This is a genomic window from Winslowiella sp. 2C04 (assembly GCF_050037805.1).
GTDB classification, from domain to species: domain Bacteria; phylum Pseudomonadota; class Gammaproteobacteria; order Enterobacterales; family Enterobacteriaceae; genus Erwinia; species Erwinia toletana_A.
Window position 1 is genome coordinate 4,363,277 of the sequence record NZ_CP188300.1, and the last position, 24,487, is coordinate 4,387,763.

Genomic DNA, 24,487 nt, shown 5'->3' on the forward strand with positions numbered 1-24,487 from the left:
CTTTATCCCGCACGATAAAACGGTTTATCCCCTAAAATCGTTGCCCGATGCATAATCCGTCTTTGTGGCAAATAGTCAGCATTGGCATAATGCTGCGTCACCCGGTTATCCCAGATCGCCACATCATCCTGCTGCCAGCGCCAGCGCACCTGAAATTCAGGCTTGGTGATATGCGCAAACAGAAATGCCAGCAGTGCATCACTCTCTTTCTGCGTTAAATCCACAATACGGGTGGTAAAACCCTCATTGACGAACAGCGCCTGTTTGCCGCTGACCGGATGAGTGCGGATTACCGGATGCAGCAGCGGCGGATTACTGGCCACCGCTTTTTTCCAGCGCGCATGCTCTGCTTCGCTGCCACGATGTTTAAACTCCTGGAAAGATTTGGTGAAGTCATGCTCGGCCTGTAAACCACTCAGTAGCGTTCTGATCGGCGCGGAAAGTGCCTCATATGCCGCAATTCCACTGGCCCACAGGGTGTCGCCGCCGCTGTCCGGCAGATGCCTGGCGGCGAGAATCGCCCCGGCGGGTGGCGTGTCGATAAAGGTGACGTCGGTATGCCAGTTATCATTATCCGGCGGATTATTGTCATGGGTATCCAGCACGATAATCTCTTCAACATCGGCGGCATGAGGATAAACCGGATGGATATGCAGATCGCCAAAGCGCGCGGCCAGCGCCCGGTGCTGCACCGGAGTCAGCGGCTGCTGGCGAAAAAACAGTACCTGATGGCGAATCATCGCATGATACAGCTGTTCAAACTGGGCATCGCTCAATGGACGAGCCAAATCAAGATTACTGACTTCTGCCCCGATGTAAGGGCCGAGCGCGGTGATAGTGAGACGTTCGTTCATTGTACAACTCCATGCCAGGGTGTCAGACGACGCTGTAGCGCGCGCAGACCCAGTTCTAAGGTAAATGCGATTACCGCAATCACAGCAATGCCAGCCAGCACCACGTCAGTGGCAAGAAACTCACCGGCAGACTGCACCATAAAGCCCAGCCCGCGCGTGGCCGCGATCAGCTCGGCTGCCACCAGTGTCGACCAGCCAACGCCCAGCCCAATACGCAGCCCGGTTAAAATCTCCGGCAACGCACCGGGCAATACTACATACCACAGCACCTGCCAGCGGCTGGCACCCAGCGAACGTGCCGCACGCAGCCGCACCTGCTGGGCGCTTTTCACTCCTGCCAGCGCTGAAAGCGCCACCGGTGCGAAGATCGCCAGATAGATCAGTAAGATTTTTGAAGTTTCGCCGATGCCAAACCAAATAACCATCAGTGGCAGATAAGCCAGCGGCGGCACCGGACGGTACAGCTCAATCAGTGGATCAAGAATGCCGCGAACCGTGGCGTTCAGCCCCATCGCGATTCCAACCGGAATGCCGATTAACGCCGCGGCGAACAGCGCGATCAGAATTCGCGTCAGGCTGGCCGCCAGATGCTGCCATAAGGTCGCATCCATAAAACCTTGCGCACTGGCGACGGTCAGCAACTGATGCAGTACCTGTTGTGGCGCTGGTAGAAACAGCGGACTAATCAGCTTCAGCGCAGTAACACTCCACCAGATGGCTAACAGCACCAGCAGAGTGGCGGCGCTGAGCGTCAGCTGGCGCGACAGTGGCCAGCGCAGTTTCGATGCCGCTGGCGTCGTCACTTTGTCATTAATCAGTGAACTCATGAGAACACCTCGCGTTGCTGAAACACCTGGCTGAGAACATATTCGCGGCGCTCAATAAAGCGCGGATCGGATTTGATTGAGCGGCAGGATTCACCGTCAGCGTAACGACGCCCAAAATCGAGCGACAGGCGTTCGATAATGCGTCCGGGGCCCGGCGACAGCAGGATCAGCTCACTGGCGAGAAACACCGCTTCTTCAATATCATGAGTAATCAGCAATACTTGTTTACCGCTTTCACTCCACAGCTTCAGCAACAGTTCCTGCATCTGCTCGCGGGTAAAAGCATCAAGCGCACCAAATGGCTCGTCGAGTAGTAATAGCTGCGGATCGGCGGCCAGAGCTCTGGCAATACCGACGCGCTGCCGCATACCGCCGGAAAGCTGCCAGATATAGCGCTTTTCTGCCCCTTCCAGCCCGACTTTTTTCAGCATGCGCTGCGCAACCGCCCGCCGCTCCGTTTTACTGACGCCCGCCAGCTGCAGGCCAAACGCCACGTTATCCAGTACGTTACGCCACGGCAGCAATCCCTCATGCTGAAACACCACGCCACGCTCGGCGCCGGGCCCGGTAATGGTTTTACCTTCGAGCGTGATAGAGCCGGATTCCGGCGCTAAAAAACCGGCAATCAGATTGAGTAAGGTGGTTTTGCCACAGCCCGAAGGCCCCAGCACCACCAGTAACTCCCCGGAAGCAATCGACAGATTGATATCCTGTAGCGCCAGATGACCATCGTAGCGGGCATGCAAATGAGAGACAGATAACATAGGCGCGCCTTACTGATTAGCGAGTGGTTTAACAAAGCGATCGGTAACATAATCGCTATAGTCCGTTGCCACCTGCGGCACTTTACCCTGCTCTTTCAGGAACTTCGCCGTATCGATAATCGCTTTATCAACCGGCTGCCCCAGTTGAGTAACCTGTTGCGCTGCGGTCAGGTAGGTATTCCCTTTTACCAGCCCCGGAACCTGCTCATTCGGCACACCGCTCAGGCGCGACAGTTTGCTGAGGTTATCGTCAGCTTTCAGCCACTGCTCCGGGTTATCGAGATAGGCTTTCTGCGCGGCCAGCGCGCTACGGGCAAAGGCGGTTACCACCTCTGGATGCTGCTGAGCAAAGTCTTTACGCACCACCCACACATCCAGCGTTGGCGATCCCCACTGACCGACCTGGGCGGAATCGGTCAGCACATGGCCTTCCTTCTCCAGTTCGTTAACTGCCGGCGCCCAGACATAGGCACCATCGATATCGCCACGCTGCCAGGCGGCAGTAATTGCCGCAGGTTGCAGGTTAATGATCTGGACCTGGCCAGGCTTGATGCCCCAATGTTTCAGCGCTGCCAGCAGGCTGTAATGCGTCGTCGAAATAAACGGCACCGCAATGCGCTTGCCAATCAGATCTTTAGGTGAGGTAATCTCTTTTTTCACGACCAGCGCTTCAGAGTTACCGAGTTGCGAAGCCAGCAGGAAAACTTCAATCGGCACCTGCTGACTGGCAGCAACCGCCAGCGGGCTGGAGCCAATATTACCAATCTGCACATCACCCGAAGCCAGTGCACGTACCACGCTGGAACCACTGTCAAATTTGCGCCAGTCGACTTTTGCGCCACTCTCTTTGGCAAACGTATTATCTGCCTGGGCAACTTTTGCCGGTTCGGCAGAAGTTTGATAAGCCACCGTAACATCGACGGCGTGCGCATTCAGCGCTGCCAGTGACAATGCTGCCGCAACCAAAGATTTACGCCATTTTCCCGCCATGTTTGACTCCGCTGGTTATTGTTATCAGGTGATTTGCTGATAGTTTTAACCGACAGTTAACCCGGCGATAAGTAATTAAAAATTCTGTTTAAGCACAAAATCGCATTAGAAGTTATTGCGCATAACTCATGCAAAAAATGGCAAAGGAAACGGCGGGTTTAATGCAGGCAAAAAAAACCACCGCTTCGCGGTGGTTGGTGACGAAAGTGCGGCAAATTAATGCCAGATCAGCAGTACGCAGGCCGCGGTAAGCAGCCCCATCGAAATATTAAATATGGCCCAGGCACGACGGCTACGCAGAATACGGCCAATCAGCGTTCCAAAGCCCAGCCAGATCATCCCGGAAACAATATTCACCGACACAATGCCAATACTGATCGCCATCACTGAACTACGGTAAGCCTCACCCGCCAGACTAAAGCTGGCTACCGCGCCGAGCGCCATTAACCAGGCTTTCGGATTAACCAGTTGCAGTAACCCTCCCTGCCAGAAAGGCATCGGGGCAGCCGGCCCTTCACCGGTCTCAAGCTTTTCGTAACTGGCTGAACCAATTTTCCATGCCAGCCACAACAGATAAAGGCTACCGGCGATTTTCAGGATAAGATGCAGTGAAGGATAGATCAGCAGTAAACCACCAACGCCAAACGCCACTAACAGCAGCATCGCCTGCATACCGAGCATAATTCCAATCATCAACGGCAGTGAGCGAATAAAACCGAAATTGGCGCCGGAGGCGGTGAGTAACATATTATTAGGGCCAGGTGTAATTGCGGCGACCCACAAAAAGCCCAGCATCGACAGAAAAAGACTCAGTTCCATGAAACGGGTGCTCCTCACCCCAAACGATTGCTAACCCATCGAAGCTAACAGTGTGATATGGATCGTACAAGCCTTCTGAACATGAAATTTAATCCCGCAGCTGATGATTCATTTAATCCGATGCCTGGCATGGGTAATCCACATCTGCAAACGGTGTTGCCGCGGCTGATTCGGCGTCGTATTTTGCTTCAGCCCCACTGGCAGCGGCTGACTCTGCCTGACGGCGACTTTGTCGATTTAGCCTGGAGTGAAGACCCGGCACAGGCACGTGGAAAACCGCGAGCGGTGCTGTTTCATGGTCTTGAAGGCAGTTTTCACAGTCCTTATGCTCATGGGCTGTTGCAGACGTGGAAAGAACGCGGCTGGCTCGGCGTAGTGATGCATTTTCGCGGTTGTAGCGGCGAACCCAATCGCCTGCAGCGCATCTATCACTCTGGAGAAACCAGCGACGCCAGCTACTTTTTGCAGTGGATGCAGGATACGCTGGGAAAAGTGCCGACCGCTGCGGTCGGCGTATCGTTGGGCGGCAATATGCTGGCTTACCTGATGGGCCAGCAGGGTGAAGAGTGTTTGCTGGATGCTGGCGTGGTGGTCTCAGCACCGCTGATGCTGGAACCCTGCAGTGAACGCCTTGAGCAAGGTTTCTCCCGCGTTTACCAACGTTACCTGCTAAAGCTGCTGAAGCAGAATGCCGAAAGAAAGCTGTTGCGCTGGCCGGGAACCCTGCCGATCGATCTGCACCAGCTTAAGGCACTGAAGAAACTGCGCGATTTCGATGATGCTATTACCGCGCGCGCCCACGGTTTTAATGATGCGCTCGACTACTACCGCCGCTGTAGCGCGCTGCCGCTGCTGCCAGCGGTGGTTAAACCGCTACTGATCATCCACGCGCAGGACGATCCCTTTATGACGGACGCCGTTATTCCCGATCTCAGTAAACTACCTGCTAACATTGAGTATCAACTGACTAAAAATGGCGGACACGTCGGCTTTGTTGGCGGCACTCTGCGCCAGCCACAAATGTGGCTTGAACAGCGTATTCCGCAATGGCTTTCTCACTATCTGGATAACTAAGCTGTGATTATTCCCTGGCAAGATCTGACGCCCGAGGCGCTGGAAAATCTGATTGAATCCTTTGTGCTGCGTGAAGGCACCGATTATGGCGAGCAAGAGCGTTCGCTGGAACGTAAAGTTGAAGATGTCCGTCGCCAGCTGAAAAATGGTGAAGCCGTGCTGGTATGGTCCGAATTGCATGAAACGGTCAATATCATGCCACGTGGCCAGTTGCGCGAATAAAAGGCCAATGACTTTACTGCTGGAAACGTGTTAACAATGCTCATCGCCCCACCTTCACAGGGAGCTTATTATGTCAGCCAGGCATCCGGTTATCGCCGTTACCGGTTCAAGTGGTGCAGGAACCACGACCACCAGTCTCGCCTTCCGTAAAATTTTCCAGCAGCTGAATCTGCACGCTGCCGAACTTGAAGGCGACAGCTTTCACCGTTTTACCCGTCCAGAGATGGATATGGCGATTCGCAAAGCGCGTGATTTAGGTCGCCACATCAGCTACTTTGGTCCGGACGCCAATGATTTTGGCCTGCTGGAGCAGACGTTTGTTGAGTATGGTCTCAATGGCAGCGGCAAATCGCGCAAATATCTGCACACCTATGATGAAGCGGTGCCGTGGAACCAGGTACCCGGAACATTCACCCCGTGGCAGCCCCTGCCGGAGCCGACCGATGTGCTGTTTTATGAAGGACTGCACGGCGGAGTGGTGACCCAACAGCATAATGTGGCAGAGAAAGTGGATCTGCTGGTGGGAGTGGTGCCGATCGTTAACCTTGAGTGGATTCAGAAACTGGTGCGCGACACCAGTGAACGCGGCCACTCACGCGAAGCGGTAATGGATTCGGTGGTGCGTTCAATGGAAGATTACATCAATTTCATCACACCTCAGTTTTCGCGCACTCATATCAACTTTCAACGCGTGCCAACGGTAGATACCTCGAATCCGTTTGCTGCGCGCGATATCCCGTCGCTGGATGAAAGTTTCGTCGTAATCCATTTCCGGGGCCTGGAAGATATCGACTTCCCTTACCTGTTAGCGATGCTGCAAGGCTCATTTATTTCGCATATTAATACCCTGGTAGTACCGGGCGGAAAAATGGGTCTGGCGATGGAATTGATTATGGGGCCGCTGGTTAAACGCCTGATGGAAGGCAAGAAAATCGAGTAATCGCTTAATCAGTCAGGAACAGTGTATATTTGTTCCTGACTATTATTTCTTTATTCATTATATTTATCTGTTTCAATACGCGGTTAATTAATCCCTTTAGATATTTCTGCAACGCTCAAAGAAATTTGACAATGAATTTGTGAGGCGGCAGGTATTTTTCAATTCTGATACTTTTAAATCGACAGATAACCCGATAGTCTTGGCGAAAGGACACAGTAAAAAAATAACAGGATGTTATTGATGAATACCCCTATCGAAAATCCCAGGCAGGCACTGCCCATCAGGTTACCCATCCGGCTGTTTGAGACCCAGAAAAGGATGGATGACTACAAGGCTGAAGATATGAAATTTGGCGATCTTACTCAGTTTTGCCTGCAAGAGTATTATCAGCTAAAAGATATCTCAAAAAATATTAATCCCTTTACTCATCCAAACCGTGATGAAAGTGCACGCATCCTGTTTGACGAGTTTCGTCAGTTATCTGACACCTTTTCGTTTATTGGTCCCTATAAAGGGCTTATCCGCAGCTTGATTGATCATATGCAGCACAACAGCGGTAAGAAGTTTACCGATAAACGATTGGATAATGCGTTGTCGGGGCATAGTTCGATGCAGAGCTCGTTGAAGAAAATAAAAGATACTTTAACGACTAATATTGATTGGCATAAAGGATATTTTCCTCGGAAGAATTATGAATTTTTCACACAAATGATCCAGGAATCCAAACTGCCTAAGTTTGATAACTGGAATGATCATGTCAATGGGCTAACAATAAGTGTGCATGATACCAGTGCAACTCATATCACTCTTGAGTCACTTGAGATAAACGATAATGCCTACAAGGCAAAAGTACACTACCGAGTTCAGGACCACTTTGGTCTTGATAACGCCGACATAACCCATCGGCTCTATCGTCAATTTCGCATTTTTCGCATCTGGTTTGTCATACAGCGCTGGGAAGGTTATGGTTATAGACCTTTTATCACTGAAATGAGCGATACCAAAAAAATTGAAGGTAGCCGTTTTGATAAGATATAGATGGTTTTTGATAATGGTGTTTATTACAGTAATGATACTAAGCTGGCGCCTTCAACAGGCCACTGAGATCATAGCAGTTCATTCAAATGAAAAAGGGACTGCTTTTCGTGTGATTATTAAGTATCCACCAGTAACTGATAAAGGGAAAATTAAATGGTGGGAGGAAAACAACATGATAATGAATGATAAATATCATGTTCCAGTTGATAAAGGAAGCTATTTAATCAGCTTTTGGGTCTCTGATTATAAAAAAAATTCTAATGCTGACCAGGAAGGCGATCTGCTTTGTTTTGATGACATGAACACCACTGCAAATTGTATCGAGAAAAATAATAATCCATTAACCATTCTATATAATCATGATAATCATCAAATGATGATTTCTCTCAATAATGGAGAAAGCACCTATTTTAAAAACACCCTGACAGGGCATATGCGCAAGGTGGATTGATAAATTAATGGATTGAAAATAAAAACAGGATGTTACTTATGGATATCCCTATCGAAAATCCCAGGCAGGCACTGCCCATCAGGTTACCCATCCGGCTATTTGAGACCCAGAAAAGGATGGATGACTACAAGGCTGAAGATATGAAATTTGGCGATCTTACTCATTTTTGCCTGCAAGAGTATTATCAGCCAAATAATATCTCAAAAAATATTAATCCTTTTACTCATCCAAACCGTGATGAAAGTGCACGCATCCTGTTTGATGAGCAACTCTGGGAAGGTTTTGCATTTAAGCCCTTTATCACAGAAATGAACGTGACTAAAACGATTGAGGGTGGGCGCAATGATAAAGACCAGATGGATTTTAATGACGTTGACCATACCTTGCGGCGTTATATTCTGGAATTTACTGCTTCCTACTCAAGTTGTTGATGTGCATTATAAATCAGAAAGTGATAGTTATTTTGTTATTGTTAAGAACTTCCCCTTTACTGATAGTGGAAAAATCAAGTGGTGGGAAGAAAACAGACACCTGCTGGGAGAAAAATATCATATACCCATTAACTCTGATAAGTACAGCATTGGCTTCTGGACTGGCGATTACAAAGAAGAAGCCAATACCGATCAAGGCAGCGATTTACTGTGTTTTTATGATATGAAAAGTAAGAAGAAGTGTATTGAAAAAGATAGCCAGCCCTTAAAGATTTGGTATAGAAAAGATGATAATGAAGCCCAAACCACTTTTCTTTTCAATAACTGGCAAAGAACACATATCAAAAAAGACAGCATCAAATAATAAGGGGCAAGGAGGAATACCGATATATTAAAATCGATAACATCAACGGAGAGCCGCAGGATGCTAATCATAAAGGCTGGATCAAAGTCAGCTCTTTCAGTTGGGGGGCTACCCAGCCAGCGAATATCAATGTTGGCGGTGAAGGCAGAACATATGCGCAAGGTGGATTGATAACTTAATGGATTGAAAATAAAAACAGGATGTTACTTATGGATACCCCTGTCGAAAATCCCAGGCAGGCACTGCCCATCAGGTTACCCATCCGGCTATTTGAGACCCAGAAAAGGATGAATGACTACAAGGCTGAAGATATGAAATTTGGCGATCTTACTCAGTTTTTCCTGCAAGAGTATTATCAGCCAAATAATATCTCAAAAAATATTAATCCTTTTACTCATCCAAACCGTGATGAAAGTGCACGCATCCTGTTTGACGAGTTTCGTCAGTTATCTGACACCTTTTCGTTTATTGGTCCCTATAAAGGGCTTATCCGCAGCTTGATTGATCATATGCAGCACAACACGGGTAAAAAATTTACCGATAAACTAATGGATGATGCATTGGCTGGGCATAGTTCGATGGATGATTCATTGAATAAAATAAATAAAGCCATGATTAAACTCATAGATTGGGATGCAAGAATTTATTCTCAACAAGATTTTTACGGGCTTGAGGATGCCATCAGGAAATCAGTTCTTCCTAAATTTAATGAAAAACTCGATCGTATTAACGGTTTGACGATTTCTATCCACGATACCTGGTCAACACACATCACTCTCAATTCTCTGGAAATTACTGGCGATCGATATAAGGCTAAAGTGCACTATCGAATTCAGGATCACTTTGGTCTTGATGATAACGATATTAATGACTGGCTTTACAAGCAATTTCGAATTTTTCGCATCTGGTTTACGTTACAACGTTGGGAAGGCTACGGTTTTAAACCTTTTATCACTGAGATGAATGCGACAATGGCAGTTGAAGGTGGACGTTTTGACAAAATTTAAAGGAATTTTGTTCATTTTTATCGCCGCTACCGGGTTTTTGGCATGGCGCTTACTCGCTCCGGTCGAAATCATTGATGTTCATCGTTTAGACACACGAGACAGCTTCGACATTATCGTCAAAAATTTCCCATTAACAGATAAAGGGAAAGTTGAGTGGTGGGAGAAAAACAAAGACGTATTAAAAGTAAAGTATAACGTTCCTGTAGGACAAGATGATTATGGCATTGGTTTCTGGGTGGGCGAATACAAAGAGGAACCCGATACCGATCAGGGAAGCGATCTGCTTTGCTTTGAAGATATGCGATCCACGAAAAATTGCATTAAAAAAGGAAACCAACCGTTACAAATATGGTATCGAAAAAAACAAAGAGAAACTATTTTCCTTTTTGATAACTGGCAAAGAACCTGGGTAATAAAAGATAGCATCAATTAAGCACAGTGGCGCCATGACGTTTTAAAATATTAAAAAAGAGGACAGTTAATAATTAAATAATAATCCGTTTATTACTGGTAAGGAATATTACAGAAACTCACCCATCACATCATAAGGAGCAAGGATGAATACCGATATATACATGAAAATCGATAATATTAACGGAGAGTCGCAGGATGCTAATCATAAAGGCTGGATCAAAGTCAGCTCTTTCAGTTGGGGGGCTACCCAGCCAGCGAATATCAATGTTGGCGGTGGAGGCGGAACAGGCCGCGTGCAGTATCAGGATTTACAGGTTATTGCAGATGTAGATAAAGCCACGCCGGCAATTATGCGCTATCTGTCGAATGGCAAACATATCAATAAAGTAGAACTGTCTGCCTGCCACGCCAGCGACGGTCAGGTTGAATATCTGCGCATCACACTGGAAGAAGTGTTGATCACTGGTGCAAACTATAACGGCACCTCTCACACAGACAGAATCGGTATGAGCTACAAATTTCAGGCAGCCAAAGTTGGTCAACAGTATTGGGAACTGACGGCCAATGGCGGCAAAGGTCCAGAAACCGCATCGGGCTGGCATATTAAAGAGAATCGCGAAACCTGACCGGGCAAAACAGGACCTTTCACAGGTCCTGTTTACCGACGTGAATTAGCGCTTAGCACTCAATCACTTCATAGCTATGGGTAATCTCAACGCCTTTACCCAGCATGATTGCCACCGAGCAATACTTCTCGGCCGACAGGTCAACCGCGCGTGAAACCGCTTTATCGGTTAACGCTTTACCGCTGACCACAAAATGCAGATTAATATGGGTAAAGATACGCGGCGCTTCTTCACGACGTTCAGAAGTCAGTTTTACTTCACAGTCAGTGACATCGTTACGCCCTTTTTGCAGAATCGACACCACATCAATCGCGCTACAGCCACCCGCAGCCATCAACACCATCTCCATCGGGCTTGGCGCTTTATCACCGGAATTGCCATCCATCAACACCTGGTGACCGGATGCGGATTCTCCTAAAAATGTCAGCCCTTCCACCCACTTCACTCGTGCTTGCATATTATTAATCCTCTAATTCATTTAGTTATCGTCAGAGTACGCCTTCGGCTGAAAAACGGCAACGGTGAGCGATTCCCACTATGCTGAAGCGATACAACAGGAGACACTCATTGAAAGCTGTGCTACAAACAAAGCGGTAATATTTTCGTTGGCATGTAAAAGCACGACGAAAGCGGGACGACATAATGAGCTATGCTCTGAACAGAAGCCCGGACAACTTTCCTGACCCGGAAAACGCTTGAATATTTCATCGCCTGCAGGGAATTGATCCCCCTGTCTTTAGGGCACGATTACAACAGAGGATAAAAGCGAATGGTTCTCGGCAAACCGCAAACAGACCCTACTCTCGAATGGTTCCTGTCACATTGCCATATTCACAAATATCCATCCAAAAGTACGCTGATTCACCAAGGTGAAAAGGCCGAAACGCTCTACTACATCGTTAAAGGCGCTGTAGCAGTGCTGATCAAGGATGAAGAAGGCAAAGAGATGATCCTGTCCTATCTCAACCAGGGGGATTTCATCGGCGAGCTTGGCCTGTTTGAAGAAGGTCAGGAGCGCAGTGCCTGGGTAAGAGCAAAAACCGCCTGCGAAGTGGCTGAAATTTCATATAAAAAATTCCGTCAGCTGATTCAGGTAAACCCGGATATTTTGATGCGTCTCTCCTCTCAGATGGCTCGCCGTCTGCAGGTCACTTCTGAGAAAGTCGGTAATTTAGCTTTCCTTGATGTCACCGGACGCATTGCGCAAACCTTACTTAACCTGGCGAAACAGCCAGACGCGATGACACATCCGGACGGGATGCAGATTAAAATCACCCGTCAGGAGATCGGCCAGATTGTCGGCTGCTCACGTGAAACCGTTGGTCGTATTCTGAAAATGCTGGAAGATCAAAATCTGATTTCCGCACACGGCAAAACCATTGTCGTATACGGTACACGTTAAGTATTTCTGAACCCACGGCGTGAGGCAGCTGCTATCGCGCCGTTTTCTATATTGTGATGGCCTGATGTGGCGGAGAATCATTTATCACCCTGAAGTAAACTACGCGCTGCGGCAAACGTTAGTGCTTAGCTTACCTGTGGCTATCGGCTGGCTGTTGGGTGACTTGAAGCAAGGCCTGCTGTTCTCGTTAGTTCCAGCTTGTTGCAATGTTGCCGGTCTCGATACCCCTCATAAACGCTTCTTTAAACGTCTGATTATTGGCGGCGGCCTGTTTGCCGTGAGCAGCCTTTTGATTCAGCTGATGACGCTACACAGCATTCCGCTGCCCGTCATCCTGTGCGCCATGGCAATGTTGCTCGGTGTCACTGGCGAAATCAGTCCATTACACGCCCGCTTATTGCCTGCTTCGCTGATCGCCGGAATTTTTACCCTCAGTCTGGCCGGCCATATGCCAATCTGGCAACCGCCGCTGCTGTATATACTGGGCACCATCTGGTATGGCGTATTTAACTGGTTCTGGTTCTGGCTGTGGAAAGAGCAGCCAATGCGCGAATCCCTGAGTTTGCTGTACCGTGAGCTGGCGGATTATTGCGATGCCAAATACACCCTGCTGACGCAGCTTTCCGATCCTGAAAAAGCCCTGCCGCCGCTGCTGGCTCGTCAGCAAAAAGCCGTCGATCTGATTAACACCTGCTATCAGCAGATGCATATGCTGTCGGCAAACCGCGATAACAGCCATAAACGCCTGACGCGCGCCTTTCAGGTGGCGCTGGATCTACAGGAACATATCTCCGTCAGTCTGAATCAGCCGGAAGAGGTACAGCAGCTGGTTGAGCAGAGTCATGCTGAAGCGGTGATCCGCTGGAATTCTCAGGCCATTGCCGCGCGGCTGCGTGAGCTGGCTGATGATATTCTTTACCACAAGCTGCCCAGGCGTTTCTCGATGGATAAGCAGCTGGGTGCGCTGGAGAAAATCTCCCGACAGCATAGCGATAATCCGGTGGGTAACTTCTGCTATTACCATTTCAGCCGTATTGCGCGCGTACTGCGCACCCTGCGTCCACTTTATCAGCGCGACTTAATGGCCGACCGCCAACGCCGCCTGCCGCTGATTCGGGCACTGAAAAGTTATCTTTCACTGAAGTCAGCGGCGCTACGTACCGCGGCACGTTTTGCCGTGATGCTGATGTTTGGCAGCTCGATGGCGTTATTTTTTAATATCCCTAAACCCTACTGGGTACTGATGACCATCATGTTCGTCAGCCAGAATGGTTACAGCGCGACGCGGGTACGCATTCAGCACCGTGCACTGGGCACGCTGGCAGGCCTGGCGATTGCGGCGGCTACACTGCGTTTACAGGTGGCAGAGAGCTGGGTGTTATTGGCAATGCTGGCCATCACGCTGATCAGTTATCTGTTTATCCGCAAGTTTTATGGCTGGGCCACCATCGGCTTTACCGTCACTGCGGTCTATTCTTTGCAGCTGCTGACGCTGGACGGCTCACAGTTTTTACTGCCGCGCCTGCTGGATACGGTGATGGGTTGCCTGATCGCTTTTGGCGGCATGATCTGGTTATGGCCGCAGTGGCAGAGTGGCCTGATCCGCCAGAATGCCCACGATGCACTGGAGGCTTATCAGGAAGCATTGCAGATGCTGCTGGGCAATGAGCAAAATGCAGAAAAACTGGCTTACCAGCGCATTGGGGTGAATCAGGCACACAATGCACTGTTTAACTCGCTTAATCAGGCGATGCAGGAGCCGGGATTCAATGACAGATACTTGTCCGATATGAAGTTGTGGGTGACGCACAGCCAGTTTATTGTCGAGCATATTAACGCCATGACTATTCTGGCGCGTGAACATACCATGTTAACGCCAGCGCTGGCCGAACGTTATCTGCAATCGTGCGAGATTGCATTACAGCGCTGTCAGCAGCGGCTGGAATTTGACGGCCCGGGATCAGATACCAATATTCTTGAGGCGCAGGAAAACTTCAATCAGGGTCCGATGACGATTATGGAGCGGCATGTGAAGCAGATTCTTGGCCATCTGGATGTGATGCATACCATTTCATCGCTGGCGTGGAGTCAGCGCCCACAGCACGGTGTGTGGCTGGTAAGGACGCTGCGTAAGTCGGCTAAATGATTGAGCGGCGACATCGCCGCTCCTGAAGATTTAAAGCACGCTCTCTACCGCATGGGCAAAGCGCGCCATCCCCTCTTCAATATCCGCTGATTCAATCACCAGTGACGGCGCAAAACGGATGACATCGGTACCCGCATTCAAAATCATCACGCCCTGTGACGCAGCGGCATTAAGCAGGTCACGCGCTTTACCGGCGTGCTGCGGTTTCAGCACCGCCCCCACCAGCAGACCTTTACCTCGAATCTCACTGAAAATATCAAACTTCGCGTCAATGGCTTGCAGCGCCGTGACAAACTGCTGGCGGCGAGTTTCAACCCCACCCAGTACTTCTTCAGTGTTGATAATATCCAGCGCAGTTTCAGCAATCGCGCAAGCTAACGGATTACCGCCGTAGGTGGTGCCGTGTGTGCCCGGCGACATGGTCGAAGCGATCTCGTCGGTGGTCAGCATGGCGCTAACCGGGAAGCCGCCGCCGAGCGCCTTCGCCGTGGTAAGGATATCCGGAGCCACACCATAATGCTCATAGGCAAACAGCTTACCGCTACGACCCATGCCAGTCTGCACTTCATCAAATACCAGTAGCGCTTTATATTGGTCGCAAAGTGCCCGCAGCCCTTGAATAAACTCCGGCGTTGCTGGCATCACGCCGCCTTCACCCTGAATCGGCTCAACGACAATGGCACAGGTGTGATCATCAATGACCGCTTTCACTGCCGCTAAATCGTTAAATGGCACATGGACAATATCAGCCGGTTTCGGACCAAAACCGTCAGAATATTTTGGCTGACCGCCGACCGACACGGTGAACAAGGTGCGGCCATGGAAACCATTGTGGAAAGCAATAATTTTACTTTTATATGGGCTGTGACGTTGAGAGGCATAGTAGCGCGCCAGTTTAAAGGCGGCTTCGTTTGCTTCCGCGCCGGAGTTAGCGAAGAACACGCGTTCGGCAAAAGTGGCGGCAATCAGCTTACTGGCCAGTCGCAGGGCCGGCTCATTGGTAAAGACGTTGCTGGTGTGCCACAGGGTTTCACCCTGAGTTTTCAGCGTTTCAACCAGCGCCGGATGACAGTGGCCCAACGCCGTTACCGCGATCCCACCAGAAAAATCGATATACTCTTTACCCTGCTGATCCCACACGCGGCTGCCTTTGCCTTTTACCGGCACAAACTGCGCTGGTGCATAAACAGGCAAAATAACCTTATCAAATGTTGCGCGTGTGACTGCCATTTTTCCCGAATTCATTCACTACCTCGTCTGATTTTCGTTCTGGATATGTGAAATAATAATCAAGAAATATGCATAAAAAATCAAACAAAGGCAAATAAAAACTCACTGCCGGAGGAAATTTGCCAGTAGCTGATGGCCTTGCTCACTGAGAATGCTTTCCGGGTGAAACTGCACCCCTTCCAGCGCCAGTGAAGTGTGGCGGAATCCCATGATTTCATCCGGCACGCCATCACGCAGGCTCCAGGCAGTCACTTCGAAACAGTCCGGTAACGAGTTTTTTTCAACAATCAGCGAATGATAACGCGTGACGGTCAGAGGATGATTAAGGCCGCTGAATACCCCGCCATCATTGTGTTCAATAGCCGAGGTTTTACCGTGCATCACCTGACGCGCCCGAATAACCCGCGCGCCAAACGCCTGCGCGATAGCCTGGTGGCCCAGGCACACGCCGAGAATGGGTAACTGACCAGCAAAATGGCGAATCGCCGCTAACGAGATCCCTGATTCATCGGGGGTACAGGGGCCGGGCGAAATCACCAGATGCTCAGGCTGCAAGGCCGTCATTTCGTCCAGTGAGATCTCGTCATTGCGACGCACACAGACCTCACTCCCCAATTCGCAAAAATATTGGTAGAGATTCCAGGTAAAGGAATCGTAGTTATCGATAAGCAGCAGCATTCTGGTTCCGGGCAAAATTCTCAGACGCCGCCATTCTAGCATTTTAGTCGGGGCGGCTAATCACTTTGTCAAAGATAGCGATTAAACCTGCCAGATCGCCACTCACACCATCGCGGTTAGCCTTTAGCCACGCTTCGCGCTCAACGTGCTGCCAGTCGATTAGCCAGCCAGCATGCAGTGCCAGCTGCTCAAAGAACAGCCGCTGCGCCCGACCGTTACCGTCACGAAACGGATGCAGCATATTGATTTCGCAATAATAGTGCGCCAGTCTTTGCGTAAATTTATCCGGCGATAAGTCAGCCAGGCCATTTTCAGCTTCCAGCGCCGCCATTAAGGTGTTGCCCTGTTTCTCAAGGTATTCGAAATGGCAGAACGGCGTATCGTCGAGATAAATATCAATCTGGCGCAGTTCACCGGCCCAGTCATACAGATCCTGAAACAGCGTGCGGTGAATGGCTCGCAGATGCGGAAAGCCCAGGTTACGTGGGCCCAGCTCAATGGTGGCTGCGCGTAATGCGGTAAACGCCAGTTCGGCCTGCTGCAACCGCTGCGCCTCACGAATCTGCAGGCGATTCTTCAGTACCTTAATATCCTGCCAGTAATAGGGATCCCGTGCAGACATGGCATTAGCGCTCATAGTGCCTCCTTAACGCATTCAGGCGCTCGGCTACCTGCTGTGCGGATAGCTCCACCCGCTCAATCTGATAACCTTCGAGACGGCTACTGGCCTGAAAATTAGCATTGTGATGCTCCAGCCACAGTGCCGCTTTCTGCTTGTCAGTCAGTTTTTTACTCATAAAGCCTCCGTGGCTGCGTCGATTAGAGACGGTGCCGCGCTCGATTACGGGCACAGCCTTAGTATAAGCAGCAAACTTCAGCTCTGCAGAACGCAGAAAGCAAACCGCCGCAGGAGTGCGGCGGTGAGGAGATTATGGCAGGACTTTGGCGGAGAGAATTACCACCGGCTTGCTTGGGACATTCTGATAAGGTCCGACATTGTCGGTTTTCACCTGGGAAATCTTATCGGCGACGTCCATTCCTTTAATCACTTTACCGAATACCGCGTAGCCAAAATCACGCTGTCCGTGATCAAGGAAGGCGTTATCCGCTACGTTAATAAAGAATTGGCTGGTGGCGCTGTCCTTTTCAGCGGTTCGCGCCATGGCGATGGAGCCACGTACGTTACGTAAGCCATTATCCGCCTCATTCTTGATTGGCGAGTTGGCAGGCTTCTGCTGCATATCGCTGGTAAAGCCACCGCCCTGCACCATAAAACCTGGGATTACGCGGTGAAAAGTGGTGTTGTTATAAAAACCATTATTGACGTAATCAACAAAGTTTTTCACCGAAACCGGGGCTTTTTGGTTATCAAGTTCGAGTTCGATATTGCCAGCCGAGGTAGTTAACAGCACGTGCGTATCACCTTTAGCGGCGATGGCAGACGCTGAGATCGTGGACAGCGCGAGAACTGTCGCAACCGCTGTCAGAGTACGTTTCAACATGAAAGATTCCTTACTGAGGACAACAAGCTCAAAAATCGAATTTGATTGTAAATAGGCTGTTATATAAGAGCCAGCGTTTTACCTTTATTTACTTAGCTTATCCAGCCAATGAGACTGAGCGTCACAACGAAAAATAGTGACTGAAGTCACGCTATAAGTGAAAGCAATCATCTCACTTTCAATTTATGTTTAATTGGATCACATATAACTTTACAATTCTGCCGCTTCCCCTCGGCTGACTGGCCGCAGGTTTCATCGACACACAGGCCTCCAAAATGACAAATCGTAATCGAATCGGTCTCACCTGGATAAGTTTTTTCTCCTATGCACTCACTGGCGCATTGGTGATTGTCACCGGGATGGTGATGGGTAATATCGCAGAGTATTTCCAGCTGCCAATATCGCAGATGAGCAACACCTTTACCTTCCTCAACGCCGGTATTCTGGTGGCAATTTTCCTCAATGCCTGGCTGATGGAGATCATTCCGCTGAAGCGTCAGCTGATATTCGGCTTTGTATTAATGATTCTGGCCATTGCCGGACTGATGACCAGCCACAGTTTAAGCGTGTTCTCACTGTGTATGTTCGTGCTGGGCGTGGTCAGCGGTATCACCATGTCGATTGGTACTTTCCTGATCACCCATCTGTATGAGGGACGTCAGCGTGGCTCGCGCCTGCTGTTTACCGACTCTTTCTTCAGCATGGCTGGCACCATATTCCCGATTATCGCCGGGGTGCTGCTGGCGCGCCATCTGCCATGGTACTGGGTCTATGCCTGCATCGGCCTGATCTATGTCGCGATCTTTATCCTGACGCTTAATGTTGAATTCCCGACGCTGGGTAAGAAAGCGCACTCTGATAAGCCGTTGGTAAAAGAGAAATGGGGTATCGGCGTGTTGTTCCTGTCGATTGCTGCCCTCTGCTACATTCTCGGCCAGCTGGGCTTTATCTCCTGGGTACCGGAATACGCCACCAAAACCATGGGCATGGATATCGTCAGTGCCGGACAACTGGTGGGTAATTTCTGGACCGCTTATATGGTGGGAATGTGGGTATTCAGCTTCGTTCTGCGCTTCTTCGACCTGCAACGCATTCTGATGGTGCTGGCCGGACTGGCAACGCTGTTGATGTACTGGTTTGTTAAAACCAGCGACGCCTCGATGCTGAAGTGGATCATTATGATTCTCGGCTTTAGCTCCAGCGCTATCTACACCACTATTATTACGCTGGGCTCACTACAGACTAAGGTCTCTTCACCGAAGCTGGTGAACTTTATCCTTACCTGCGGCACCATCGGCACCATGCTGACCTTTGTGGTCACCGGCCCGATTGTTGCTCAGGGTGGCGCGCATGCGGCACTGGCAACCTCAAACGCACTGTACGCAGTGGTGTTTGTAATGTGTGTGTTGCTGGGTCTGGTGACCAAACATCGTAGCCACGGTCACGCGATGCATTAATTGCTGTTTAATGGGCGACCGTTCGTCGCCCATTCTCTTCTGACTATCGTGACTTCGACCAACGCGATAATCGGCCAGCTTGCCAGTATCCCGATAAAATAATCAACGCGGTAAACAGCATGACCAGTGCACCATGGCGCTGAAGCATAAACAACGACATAAGATGATTCAAAGTCAGTATCGCCAGCACCAGGCCGCCCGCTATCATCACTGCCAGTAATTTCCAGACGACATAGTTGATAGCGTCTTCGGACTGATATGTCGCCCACTCTCTGAGCATAATCAACAATGCCAGCAGTGGAATTAACACTATCAATATCAATACGTTGCTATCCATATCGTCGTTACTGTTATACAGAGGCCCGAACAGCTTAACGGCCAGCATAACAACCACCAACCAGATGATAAGCATTATCAAAACGGGGCACATCACTATCAGGATCTTTTTTCCCATTAGTGAATTTTCCAGAACCAGATTTCGCGTGATTGCATCAGATCGGAAGCCATTCCTTCAATGCTGATCCCCCACTGGATGCGAAAATAACTCACCCGAGTGGTTAAGCGCGTACCATTCCATAAATCGATATGGTCTCCGCTACGGTTCTGAAAGCTTTCATCTCCCCTCCGCCAGAAATCCTTGAAAAAGATGACTCCTTTTTGATTGCTGAGCTCTTCAGCACGAAGAATAATGCTCATAACAATGTTCCTTATTGTTAAACAAGCCAAACAACTCGCATCAATGTCTGATCAAAATATACGCAACAGAGTTTAAAAATACATTAGGCGATCGCTTACTTACGCTTAACAGCTGGTGATACTCGCCGCCTGACCGCAACACTTAACGCAGGAAAGTGACCGCTTCAACCTCATCAAGAAATATTTCGCTCTGCGCTGGCTGCGTAGCGGCAATGACTCGTCCGTGACGAATTGAATAACGCGTTGGCACCTGTCGGCGCAGCGCATCAAAACCGTTTTCGGCGGGCAGAATCACCAGGTTAGCGCTGTTACCACTCTGAATACCGTAATCATCCAGCTGTAAAGTTCTGGCGCTGTTGCTGGTGATTAGATTGATGCCGGCATCAATCTGGTCATAACCCATCAGCTGACAGACATGCAGCCCCATATGCAGTACCTGCAACATATTGCCAGTACCGAGCGGATACCAGGGATCAAACACGTCATCGTGGCCAAAACAGACGTTAATCTCCGCCTCCAGCATCTCTTTTACCCGCGTAATACCGCGTCGTTTCGGATAGCTGTCAAAGCGCCCCTGCAGATGAATATTAACCAGCGGATTCGCCACAAAGTTAATCCCGGAAAGCTTCAGCAGACGGAACAAACGCGAGGTATAAGCGCCATTGTAGGAATGCATTGCGGTAGTATGGCTGGCGGTGACGCGCGCCCCCATCTTTTCACGCAGCGCCAGCGCGGCAACCGTTTCAACAAAGCGTGACTGCTCGTCGTCAATCTCATCGCAGTGGACATCCACCAGCCGATGGTATTTCTTCGCCAGCGCAAAGGCGATATGCAGCGATTCCACGCCATATTCCCGGGTAAATTCAAAATGCGGAATGGCACCGACCACATCTGCACCCAGCTTTAACGCCTGCTCCAGCAGCGCTGCGCCATTGGGATAGGAAAGAATTCCCTCCTGTGGAAAAGCCACAATCTGGATATCGACCCACGCGGCCATTTCAGCCTTCACTTCCAGCATGGCTTTCAGCGCGGTCAGGCTGGGATCGGAGACATCAACATGCGTACGCACATGCTGAATGCCGTTGGCGATCTGCCACTTAAGCGTTTGCTTCGCACGCTGTTTAACGTCCTCATGGCTAAGTAGCGCCTTACGTTCAGCCCAGCGCTCAATGCCTTCAAACAGGGTGCCGGATTGATTCCACGCCGGTTCGCCCGCGGTCTGCGTGGTGTCCAGATGAATATGCGGCTCTACAAATGGCGGCCAGGCCAACCCGCCCTCGGCATCAAGCACATCATCACCCTGTGCCATGTTATGCGGCTGCTGAGTGATGCGCGCAATCTTGCCGCCGTCGATTTCGATTTGCCAAAGCCCTTCGCGCCACGGCAAACGCAAATTATTAATCCATTTCAACTGAGTGGAAATCATTAAAACCTCCTGAGTGAAAAACGGGGGACTGTTTTTAATCCTGGCATGGATTGTCGTGATAAACGACGGGTAATTTCAGCAGCGTGATGGTTAAAGTTGAGTGTAATCTGCAACTTATAATATTCATTATTAAATCAGCAATATAACCACAAAGAGGTATATCAGAGGTCAGTTGATATACATCAATAATCGCCTCACCCAGCGCGCTATTGTAGCGGTATAAAATAGCAATCTGAGGCAATCATGAGCAAAGTCAAACTCGCCATTATCGGCAATGGCATGGTTGGTCACCGCTTCATTGAAGAACTGATCGATAAAGCCGAACCCGGTCAGTTTGACATCACCGTATTCTGTGAAGAACCACGCGTGGCTTACGATCGTGTCCATCTCTCCGCTTATTTCTCCCACCATACCGCTGAAGAACTGTCGCTGGTGCGTGACGGTTACTATGAGAAGCATGGCGTGCAGCTGCTGCTTGCTGAACGCGCGATCACCATTAATCGACAGGATAAAGTGATCCACTCCAATACCGGACGCACCGTCCATTATGACAAACTGGTGTTAGCCACCGGCTCTTATCCGTGGATACCCCCGATTAAAGGCTCTGAAGGCCAGGACTGTTACGTCTACCGCACCATTGAAGATCTCAATGCGATTGAAGCCTGCGCACGTCGCAGCAAAAGCGGTGCGGTAATTGGCGGCGGTTTGCTCGGCCTGGAAGCCGCAGGTGCGCTGAAAAACCTCGGTATCCAGACGCATGTTATTGAATTCGCGCCGGTACTGATGGCCGAACAGCTTGATCCAATGGGCGGTGACCAGCTGCGCCAGAAAATCGAACGCATGGGAGTGCAGGTTCATACTGGCAAAAATACTCAGCAGATCGAACACCTGGCTGATGGCACTAAAATGCTGCATTTTGCCGACGGTAGCCAGCTACATGTTGATTTTATCGTCTTTTCTACCGGCATTCGTCCACAAGATAAGCTGGCAAAAAATTGCGAGCTGCCACTGGGGCAGCGCGGTGGTTTTCTGATCAACGATCAGTGCCAGACCGTCGACCCGGATGTTTATGCCATCGGCGAATGCGCCGCATGGAACCAGCGTATTTATGGTCTGGTGGCGCCGGGTTATAAAATGGCACAGGTCGCCAGCGATCATCTGCTGGGTAAAAACAATGCGTTCACCGGTGCCGATATGAGCGCCAAACTGAAACTGCTGGGCGTTGACGTCGGCGGTATCGGCGATGCTCATGGCCGTACGCCGGGCGCACGCAGCTATGTCTGGCTCGATGAGAGCAAAGAACAGTACAAACGCCTGGTGGTCAGCGCCGATAACAAAACGCTGCTCGGCGCGGTACTGGTTGGCGATACCAGCGACTACGGCAATCTGTTACAGCTGGCGCTGAATAAAATTGAACTGCCGGAAAATCCCGAGGCACTGATTCTGCCTGCCCTCGCGGGTGGTGATAAACCGGCAATCGGCGTCGAATCCTTGCCAGACAGCGCACAGATCTGCTCCTGTTTCGACGTTACTAAAGGCGATATCGTCAATGCCGTAATGCAAGGCTGCCATACCGTTGCGGCATTAAAAGCTGAAACTCGCGCCGGTACCGGCTGCGGCGGCTGCGTGCCACTGATTACTCAAGTCCTGAACGCCGAGCTGAGCCGCCAGGGTATCGAAGTGAATCATAATCTGTGTGAACACTTCGCTTATTCACGACAGGAGCTGTATCACCTGATCCATGTCGAAGAGATCAAAACCTTTGATCAGCTGTTAAGCAAATATGGCCACGGCTATGGTTGCGAAGTTTGTAAACCGACGGTCGCCTCACTGCTGGCCTCCTGCTGGAACCAATATGTGCTGGAACCGCAGAATACGCCGTTGCAGGACAGTAACGATAACTTCCTCGGCAATATCCAGAAAGATGGTACTTACTCGGTTATCCCACGCACTGCGGGCGGCGAGATTACGCCGGAAGGGTTGATAGCCGTAGGTAAAGTCGCTGAACAGTATCAGCTGTATACCAAAATTACCGGCTCACAGCGCATTGGCCTGTTTGGTGCGCAAAAAGATGACCTGCCGGCAATCTGGAAACAGCTGATTGATGCCGGATTCGAAACTGGTCACGCCTATGCCAAAGCATTGCGCATGGCGAAAACCTGCGTCGGCAGCAGCTGGTGCCGCTTCGGCGTCGGCGACAGTCTGGGCTTCGGTGTTGAACTGGAGCATCGCTATAAAGGCATCCGTACCCCGCACAAAATGAAATTTGGTGTCTCCGGCTGTACCCGTGAATGCGCCGAAGCGCAGGGCAAAGATGTCGGTATTATCGCCACCGAAAAAGGCTGGAATTTGTATGTCTGCGGTAACGGCGGCATGAAACCACGCCACGCCGATCTGCTGGCTGCCGATCTCGATCGCGATACGCTGGTGCGTTATCTCGACCGCTTTATGATGTTCTATATCCGCACCGCCGATAAGCTGCAACGCACCTCTCTGTGGCTGGAAAGCCTCGAAGGCGGCATCGATTATCTGAAAAAAGTGATCATCGACGACAAACTGCAGCTTAACGACCAGCTGGAAGCCGATATTACCCGGCTGCGTGAGCAGGTGGTCTGCGAATGGCGCGAAACGGTTGAGCATCCGGAATATCAGACACGCTTTGCGCACTTCATTAACAGCGCGCTGCGCGATCCTGATGTGCAAATGGTCAGCGAACGGCAACAGCATCGTCCTGCCCGCCCGCATGAACGCATTGCGGTGACCCTGATTGAGATGGAGGAAAACCTATGAGCCAGTGGCACAGCGTCTGCGCACTGAACGATATCCTGCCCGCCACCGGGGTGTGCGCATGGGTCAATCAGCAGCAGATTGCGATTTTTCGCCCGCGTCCGGACGATGAGCTGTTTGCCATCAGTAATATCGATCCGTTTGCCGCCGCCAGTGTGCTCTCGCGCGGTATAATCGCTGAACATCAGCAGGAGCTGTGGGTCGCCAGCCCGCTGAAAAAACAGCGTTTCCGTTTACGGGATGGCTTATGCATGGAAGATGAAAGCCGCTCGGTAGCGCATTTTCCGGTACGTGTTAATGACGGGCGCGTTGAGGTCTGTGCTTAACGCCCGTCGCTGCAAG

The 24,487-nt window shown here is 50.2% G+C and carries 29 protein-coding genes and 1 pseudogene; 16 read left to right on the forward strand and 14 right to left on the reverse strand.

Annotation, left to right across the window (positions count from 1 at the left end; translation table 11 throughout):
• Positions 1-2 precede the first annotated feature (2 nt).
• From tauD to ACP3TC_RS19875, 5 genes are all read right to left on the reverse strand, one after another.
• The gene (gene tauD / locus ACP3TC_RS19855; RefSeq protein WP_313855209.1) at positions 3-854 is read right to left on the reverse strand and encodes a taurine dioxygenase; all 852 of its coding nucleotides are present in this window, start codon (positions 852-854) and stop codon (positions 3-5) included.
• Entirely contained in the window at positions 851-1,681 is an 831-nt protein-coding gene (tauC, locus tag ACP3TC_RS19860) for a taurine ABC transporter permease TauC (RefSeq protein ID WP_313855208.1), read from the reverse strand. The genes tauD and tauC overlap by 4 nt, the downstream gene beginning before the upstream one ends.
• Positions 1,678-2,445 carry a taurine ABC transporter ATP-binding subunit gene (gene tauB, locus ACP3TC_RS19865; RefSeq protein ID WP_426817089.1) on the reverse strand — a complete coding sequence of 256 codons (768 nt, stop codon included), beginning with the start codon at positions 2,443-2,445 and terminating at the stop codon, positions 1,678-1,680. Before tauB ends, tauC begins: the two co-directional genes overlap by 4 nt.
• Before the next feature lie 9 nt (positions 2,446-2,454).
• Positions 2,455-3,435 (reverse strand): taurine ABC transporter substrate-binding protein, encoded by a 981-nt coding sequence (gene tauA, locus ACP3TC_RS19870; RefSeq protein WP_313855205.1) that lies wholly within the window; start codon positions 3,433-3,435, stop codon positions 2,455-2,457.
• Between the two features lie 216 nt (positions 3,436-3,651).
• Entirely contained in the window at positions 3,652-4,254 is a 603-nt protein-coding gene (locus ACP3TC_RS19875; protein ID WP_426817090.1) for a LysE family translocator, read from the reverse strand.
• Between the two features lie 57 nt (positions 4,255-4,311).
• Between ACP3TC_RS19875 and ACP3TC_RS19880 the strand changes: the two genes are divergently transcribed.
• The 11 genes and pseudogenes from ACP3TC_RS19880 to ACP3TC_RS19930 all read left to right on the forward strand — a co-directional run bounded on the left by ACP3TC_RS19880 (position 4,312) and on the right by ACP3TC_RS19930 (position 10,821).
• Positions 4,312-5,328, forward strand: coding sequence for a hydrolase (locus ACP3TC_RS19880; protein ID WP_313855203.1), 1,017 nt, complete (start codon positions 4,312-4,314; stop codon positions 5,326-5,328).
• Positions 5,329-5,331: 3 nt separating this feature from the next.
• Positions 5,332-5,550, forward strand: coding sequence for a YheU family protein (locus tag ACP3TC_RS19885; RefSeq protein WP_313855201.1), 219 nt, complete (start codon positions 5,332-5,334; stop codon positions 5,548-5,550).
• A gap of 70 nt (positions 5,551-5,620) precedes the next feature.
• Positions 5,621-6,490 carry a phosphoribulokinase gene (locus ACP3TC_RS19890; RefSeq protein ID WP_426817091.1) on the forward strand — a complete coding sequence of 290 codons (870 nt, stop codon included), beginning with the start codon at positions 5,621-5,623 and terminating at the stop codon, positions 6,488-6,490.
• 240 nt (positions 6,491-6,730) lie between these two features.
• The gene (locus ACP3TC_RS19895; RefSeq protein WP_426817092.1) at positions 6,731-7,528 is read left to right on the forward strand and encodes a DUF3289 family protein; all 798 of its coding nucleotides are present in this window, start codon (positions 6,731-6,733) and stop codon (positions 7,526-7,528) included.
• A gap of 13 nt (positions 7,529-7,541) precedes the next feature.
• A complete protein-coding gene (locus tag ACP3TC_RS19900; RefSeq protein ID WP_426817093.1) occupies positions 7,542-7,979 on the forward strand; it encodes a DUF943 family protein in 438 nt (145 codons plus the stop codon).
• Between the two features lie 38 nt (positions 7,980-8,017).
• On the forward strand, positions 8,018-8,410 hold the full coding sequence (locus ACP3TC_RS19905; protein ID WP_426817094.1) for a DUF3289 family protein: 393 nt from the start codon (positions 8,018-8,020) through the stop codon (positions 8,408-8,410).
• Complete coding sequence (locus ACP3TC_RS19910; RefSeq protein ID WP_313855194.1) at positions 8,346-8,774, forward strand: DUF943 family protein; 429 nt, start codon at positions 8,346-8,348, stop codon at positions 8,772-8,774. The genes ACP3TC_RS19905 and ACP3TC_RS19910 overlap by 65 nt, the downstream gene beginning before the upstream one ends.
• Positions 8,775-8,800: 26 nt before the next feature.
• Positions 8,801-8,920: pseudogene (locus tag ACP3TC_RS19915) on the forward strand (type VI secretion system tube protein Hcp); the annotation flags it as partial.
• A gap of 63 nt (positions 8,921-8,983) precedes the next feature.
• A complete protein-coding gene (locus tag ACP3TC_RS19920; RefSeq protein ID WP_426817095.1) occupies positions 8,984-9,781 on the forward strand; it encodes a DUF3289 family protein in 798 nt (265 codons plus the stop codon).
• Complete coding sequence (locus tag ACP3TC_RS19925) at positions 9,768-10,214, forward strand: DUF943 family protein (RefSeq protein ID WP_426817096.1); 447 nt, start codon at positions 9,768-9,770, stop codon at positions 10,212-10,214. The genes ACP3TC_RS19920 and ACP3TC_RS19925 overlap by 14 nt, the downstream gene beginning before the upstream one ends.
• Positions 10,215-10,338: 124 nt before the next feature.
• Positions 10,339-10,821: an Hcp family type VI secretion system effector gene (locus ACP3TC_RS19930; RefSeq protein WP_313855190.1), complete on the forward strand. Its 483-nt coding sequence runs from the start codon at positions 10,339-10,341 to the stop codon at positions 10,819-10,821.
• Positions 10,822-10,873: 52 nt separating this feature from the next.
• Here the strand turns inward: ACP3TC_RS19930 and ACP3TC_RS19935 are convergent, their stop codons facing one another.
• Positions 10,874-11,278 (reverse strand): OsmC family protein, encoded by a 405-nt coding sequence (locus tag ACP3TC_RS19935; RefSeq protein WP_313855188.1) that lies wholly within the window; start codon positions 11,276-11,278, stop codon positions 10,874-10,876.
• A 312-nt stretch (positions 11,279-11,590) separates the two neighbouring features.
• On the opposite strand from ACP3TC_RS19935, the gene crp reads away from it, so the two are divergent.
• Complete coding sequence (gene crp / locus ACP3TC_RS19940) at positions 11,591-12,223, forward strand: cAMP-activated global transcriptional regulator CRP (protein ID WP_017803012.1); 633 nt, start codon at positions 11,591-11,593, stop codon at positions 12,221-12,223.
• Between the two features lie 64 nt (positions 12,224-12,287).
• On the forward strand, positions 12,288-14,369 hold the full coding sequence (locus tag ACP3TC_RS19945) for a YccS/YhfK family putative transporter (RefSeq protein ID WP_426817097.1): 2,082 nt from the start codon (positions 12,288-12,290) through the stop codon (positions 14,367-14,369).
• Between the two features lie 30 nt (positions 14,370-14,399).
• On the opposite strand, the gene argD is transcribed toward ACP3TC_RS19945, so the two are convergent.
• The 5 genes from argD to ppiA form a co-directional block, all read right to left on the reverse strand.
• Positions 14,400-15,614, reverse strand: a complete 1,215-nt coding sequence (argD, locus tag ACP3TC_RS19950) for a bifunctional acetylornithine/succinyldiaminopimelate transaminase (RefSeq protein ID WP_426817098.1) — start codon at positions 15,612-15,614, stop codon at positions 14,400-14,402.
• 87 nt (positions 15,615-15,701) lie between these two features.
• Positions 15,702-16,277, reverse strand: a complete 576-nt coding sequence (locus ACP3TC_RS19955; protein ID WP_313855182.1) for an aminodeoxychorismate synthase component II — start codon at positions 16,275-16,277, stop codon at positions 15,702-15,704.
• A 43-nt stretch (positions 16,278-16,320) separates the two neighbouring features.
• A complete protein-coding gene (locus ACP3TC_RS19960) occupies positions 16,321-16,914 on the reverse strand; it encodes a putative adenosine monophosphate-protein transferase Fic (RefSeq protein ID WP_426817099.1) in 594 nt (197 codons plus the stop codon).
• Positions 16,904-17,074, reverse strand: a complete 171-nt coding sequence (locus ACP3TC_RS19965; RefSeq protein ID WP_313855178.1) for a YhfG family protein — start codon at positions 17,072-17,074, stop codon at positions 16,904-16,906. Before ACP3TC_RS19965 ends, ACP3TC_RS19960 begins: the two co-directional genes overlap by 11 nt.
• A 132-nt stretch (positions 17,075-17,206) precedes the next feature.
• Positions 17,207-17,779, reverse strand: a complete 573-nt coding sequence (ppiA, locus tag ACP3TC_RS19970; protein ID WP_313855176.1) for a peptidylprolyl isomerase A — start codon at positions 17,777-17,779, stop codon at positions 17,207-17,209.
• A gap of 275 nt (positions 17,780-18,054) precedes the next feature.
• Between ppiA and tsgA the strand changes: the two genes are divergently transcribed.
• Positions 18,055-19,236 carry an MFS transporter TsgA gene (gene tsgA, locus ACP3TC_RS19975; protein WP_313855175.1) on the forward strand — a complete coding sequence of 394 codons (1,182 nt, stop codon included), beginning with the start codon at positions 18,055-18,057 and terminating at the stop codon, positions 19,234-19,236.
• A 43-nt stretch (positions 19,237-19,279) separates the two neighbouring features.
• On the opposite strand, the gene ACP3TC_RS19980 is transcribed toward tsgA, so the two are convergent.
• From ACP3TC_RS19980 to ACP3TC_RS19990, 3 genes are all read right to left on the reverse strand, one after another.
• Positions 19,280-19,621 (reverse strand): hypothetical protein, encoded by a 342-nt coding sequence (locus ACP3TC_RS19980; RefSeq protein ID WP_426817100.1) that lies wholly within the window; start codon positions 19,619-19,621, stop codon positions 19,280-19,282.
• A 68-nt stretch (positions 19,622-19,689) separates the two neighbouring features.
• Positions 19,690-19,932 (reverse strand): T6SS effector amidase Tae4 family protein, encoded by a 243-nt coding sequence (locus ACP3TC_RS19985; protein WP_426817101.1) that lies wholly within the window; start codon positions 19,930-19,932, stop codon positions 19,690-19,692.
• Between the two features lie 142 nt (positions 19,933-20,074).
• Positions 20,075-21,358 carry a cytosine deaminase gene (locus ACP3TC_RS19990; RefSeq protein WP_426817102.1) on the reverse strand — a complete coding sequence of 428 codons (1,284 nt, stop codon included), beginning with the start codon at positions 21,356-21,358 and terminating at the stop codon, positions 20,075-20,077.
• A gap of 243 nt (positions 21,359-21,601) precedes the next feature.
• On the opposite strand from ACP3TC_RS19990, the gene nirB reads away from it, so the two are divergent.
• Together nirB and nirD are read left to right on the forward strand one after the other, a co-directional pair.
• Positions 21,602-24,148, forward strand: a complete 2,547-nt coding sequence (nirB, locus tag ACP3TC_RS19995) for a nitrite reductase large subunit NirB (protein WP_426817103.1) — start codon at positions 21,602-21,604, stop codon at positions 24,146-24,148.
• Positions 24,145-24,471, forward strand: coding sequence for a nitrite reductase small subunit NirD (nirD, locus tag ACP3TC_RS20000; RefSeq protein WP_313855168.1), 327 nt, complete (start codon positions 24,145-24,147; stop codon positions 24,469-24,471). The genes nirB and nirD overlap by 4 nt, the downstream gene beginning before the upstream one ends.
• The last annotated feature ends 16 nt before the right edge of the window (positions 24,472-24,487 follow it).

What these genes read in the sequence shown, in the direction of transcription:
- ACP3TC_RS19890 (WP_426817091.1), top strand. Translation starts at nt 5,621, where the DNA reads ATGTCAGCCAGGCATCCGGTTATCGCCGTTACCGGTTCAAGTGGTGCA.
- ACP3TC_RS19985 (WP_426817101.1), bottom strand. Translation starts at nt 19,932, where the DNA reads ATGAGCATTATTCTTCGTGCTGAAGAGCTCAGCAATCAAAAAGGAGTC.
- nirD (WP_313855168.1), top strand. Translation starts at nt 24,145, where the DNA reads ATGAGCCAGTGGCACAGCGTCTGCGCACTGAACGATATCCTGCCCGCC.
- argD (WP_426817098.1), bottom strand. Translation starts at nt 15,614, where the DNA reads ATGAATTCGGGAAAAATGGCAGTCACACGCGCAACATTTGATAAGGTT.
- ACP3TC_RS19905 (WP_426817094.1), top strand. Translation starts at nt 8,018, where the DNA reads ATGGATATCCCTATCGAAAATCCCAGGCAGGCACTGCCCATCAGGTTA.
- ACP3TC_RS19880 (WP_313855203.1), top strand. Translation starts at nt 4,312, where the DNA reads ATGGATCGTACAAGCCTTCTGAACATGAAATTTAATCCCGCAGCTGAT.
- ACP3TC_RS19935 (WP_313855188.1), bottom strand. Translation starts at nt 11,278, where the DNA reads ATGCAAGCACGAGTGAAGTGGGTGGAAGGGCTGACATTTTTAGGAGAA.
- tauD (WP_313855209.1), bottom strand. Translation starts at nt 854, where the DNA reads ATGAACGAACGTCTCACTATCACCGCGCTCGGCCCTTACATCGGGGCA.
- ACP3TC_RS19960 (WP_426817099.1), bottom strand. Translation starts at nt 16,914, where the DNA reads ATGAGCGCTAATGCCATGTCTGCACGGGATCCCTATTACTGGCAGGAT.
- tauA (WP_313855205.1), bottom strand. Translation starts at nt 3,435, where the DNA reads ATGGCGGGAAAATGGCGTAAATCTTTGGTTGCGGCAGCATTGTCACTG.
- ACP3TC_RS19875 (WP_426817090.1), bottom strand. Translation starts at nt 4,254, where the DNA reads ATGGAACTGAGTCTTTTTCTGTCGATGCTGGGCTTTTTGTGGGTCGCC.
- tauB (WP_426817089.1), bottom strand. Translation starts at nt 2,445, where the DNA reads ATGTTATCTGTCTCTCATTTGCATGCCCGCTACGATGGTCATCTGGCG.
- ACP3TC_RS19990 (WP_426817102.1), bottom strand. Translation starts at nt 21,358, where the DNA reads ATGATTTCCACTCAGTTGAAATGGATTAATAATTTGCGTTTGCCGTGG.
- nirB (WP_426817103.1), top strand. Translation starts at nt 21,602, where the DNA reads ATGAGCAAAGTCAAACTCGCCATTATCGGCAATGGCATGGTTGGTCAC.
- ACP3TC_RS19900 (WP_426817093.1), top strand. Translation starts at nt 7,542, where the DNA reads ATGGTGTTTATTACAGTAATGATACTAAGCTGGCGCCTTCAACAGGCC.
- tsgA (WP_313855175.1), top strand. Translation starts at nt 18,055, where the DNA reads ATGACAAATCGTAATCGAATCGGTCTCACCTGGATAAGTTTTTTCTCC.
- ACP3TC_RS19965 (WP_313855178.1), bottom strand. Translation starts at nt 17,074, where the DNA reads ATGAGTAAAAAACTGACTGACAAGCAGAAAGCGGCACTGTGGCTGGAG.
- ACP3TC_RS19930 (WP_313855190.1), top strand. Translation starts at nt 10,339, where the DNA reads ATGAATACCGATATATACATGAAAATCGATAATATTAACGGAGAGTCG.
- ACP3TC_RS19980 (WP_426817100.1), bottom strand. Translation starts at nt 19,621, where the DNA reads ATGCTGGCCGTTAAGCTGTTCGGGCCTCTGTATAACAGTAACGACGAT.
- ACP3TC_RS19910 (WP_313855194.1), top strand. Translation starts at nt 8,346, where the DNA reads ATGACGTTGACCATACCTTGCGGCGTTATATTCTGGAATTTACTGCTT.
- tauC (WP_313855208.1), bottom strand. Translation starts at nt 1,681, where the DNA reads ATGAGTTCACTGATTAATGACAAAGTGACGACGCCAGCGGCATCGAAA.
- ACP3TC_RS19945 (WP_426817097.1), top strand. Translation starts at nt 12,288, where the DNA reads ATGTGGCGGAGAATCATTTATCACCCTGAAGTAAACTACGCGCTGCGG.
- ACP3TC_RS19895 (WP_426817092.1), top strand. Translation starts at nt 6,731, where the DNA reads ATGAATACCCCTATCGAAAATCCCAGGCAGGCACTGCCCATCAGGTTA.
- ppiA (WP_313855176.1), bottom strand. Translation starts at nt 17,779, where the DNA reads ATGTTGAAACGTACTCTGACAGCGGTTGCGACAGTTCTCGCGCTGTCC.
- ACP3TC_RS19920 (WP_426817095.1), top strand. Translation starts at nt 8,984, where the DNA reads ATGGATACCCCTGTCGAAAATCCCAGGCAGGCACTGCCCATCAGGTTA.
- ACP3TC_RS19955 (WP_313855182.1), bottom strand. Translation starts at nt 16,277, where the DNA reads ATGCTGCTGCTTATCGATAACTACGATTCCTTTACCTGGAATCTCTAC.
- crp (WP_017803012.1), top strand. Translation starts at nt 11,591, where the DNA reads ATGGTTCTCGGCAAACCGCAAACAGACCCTACTCTCGAATGGTTCCTG.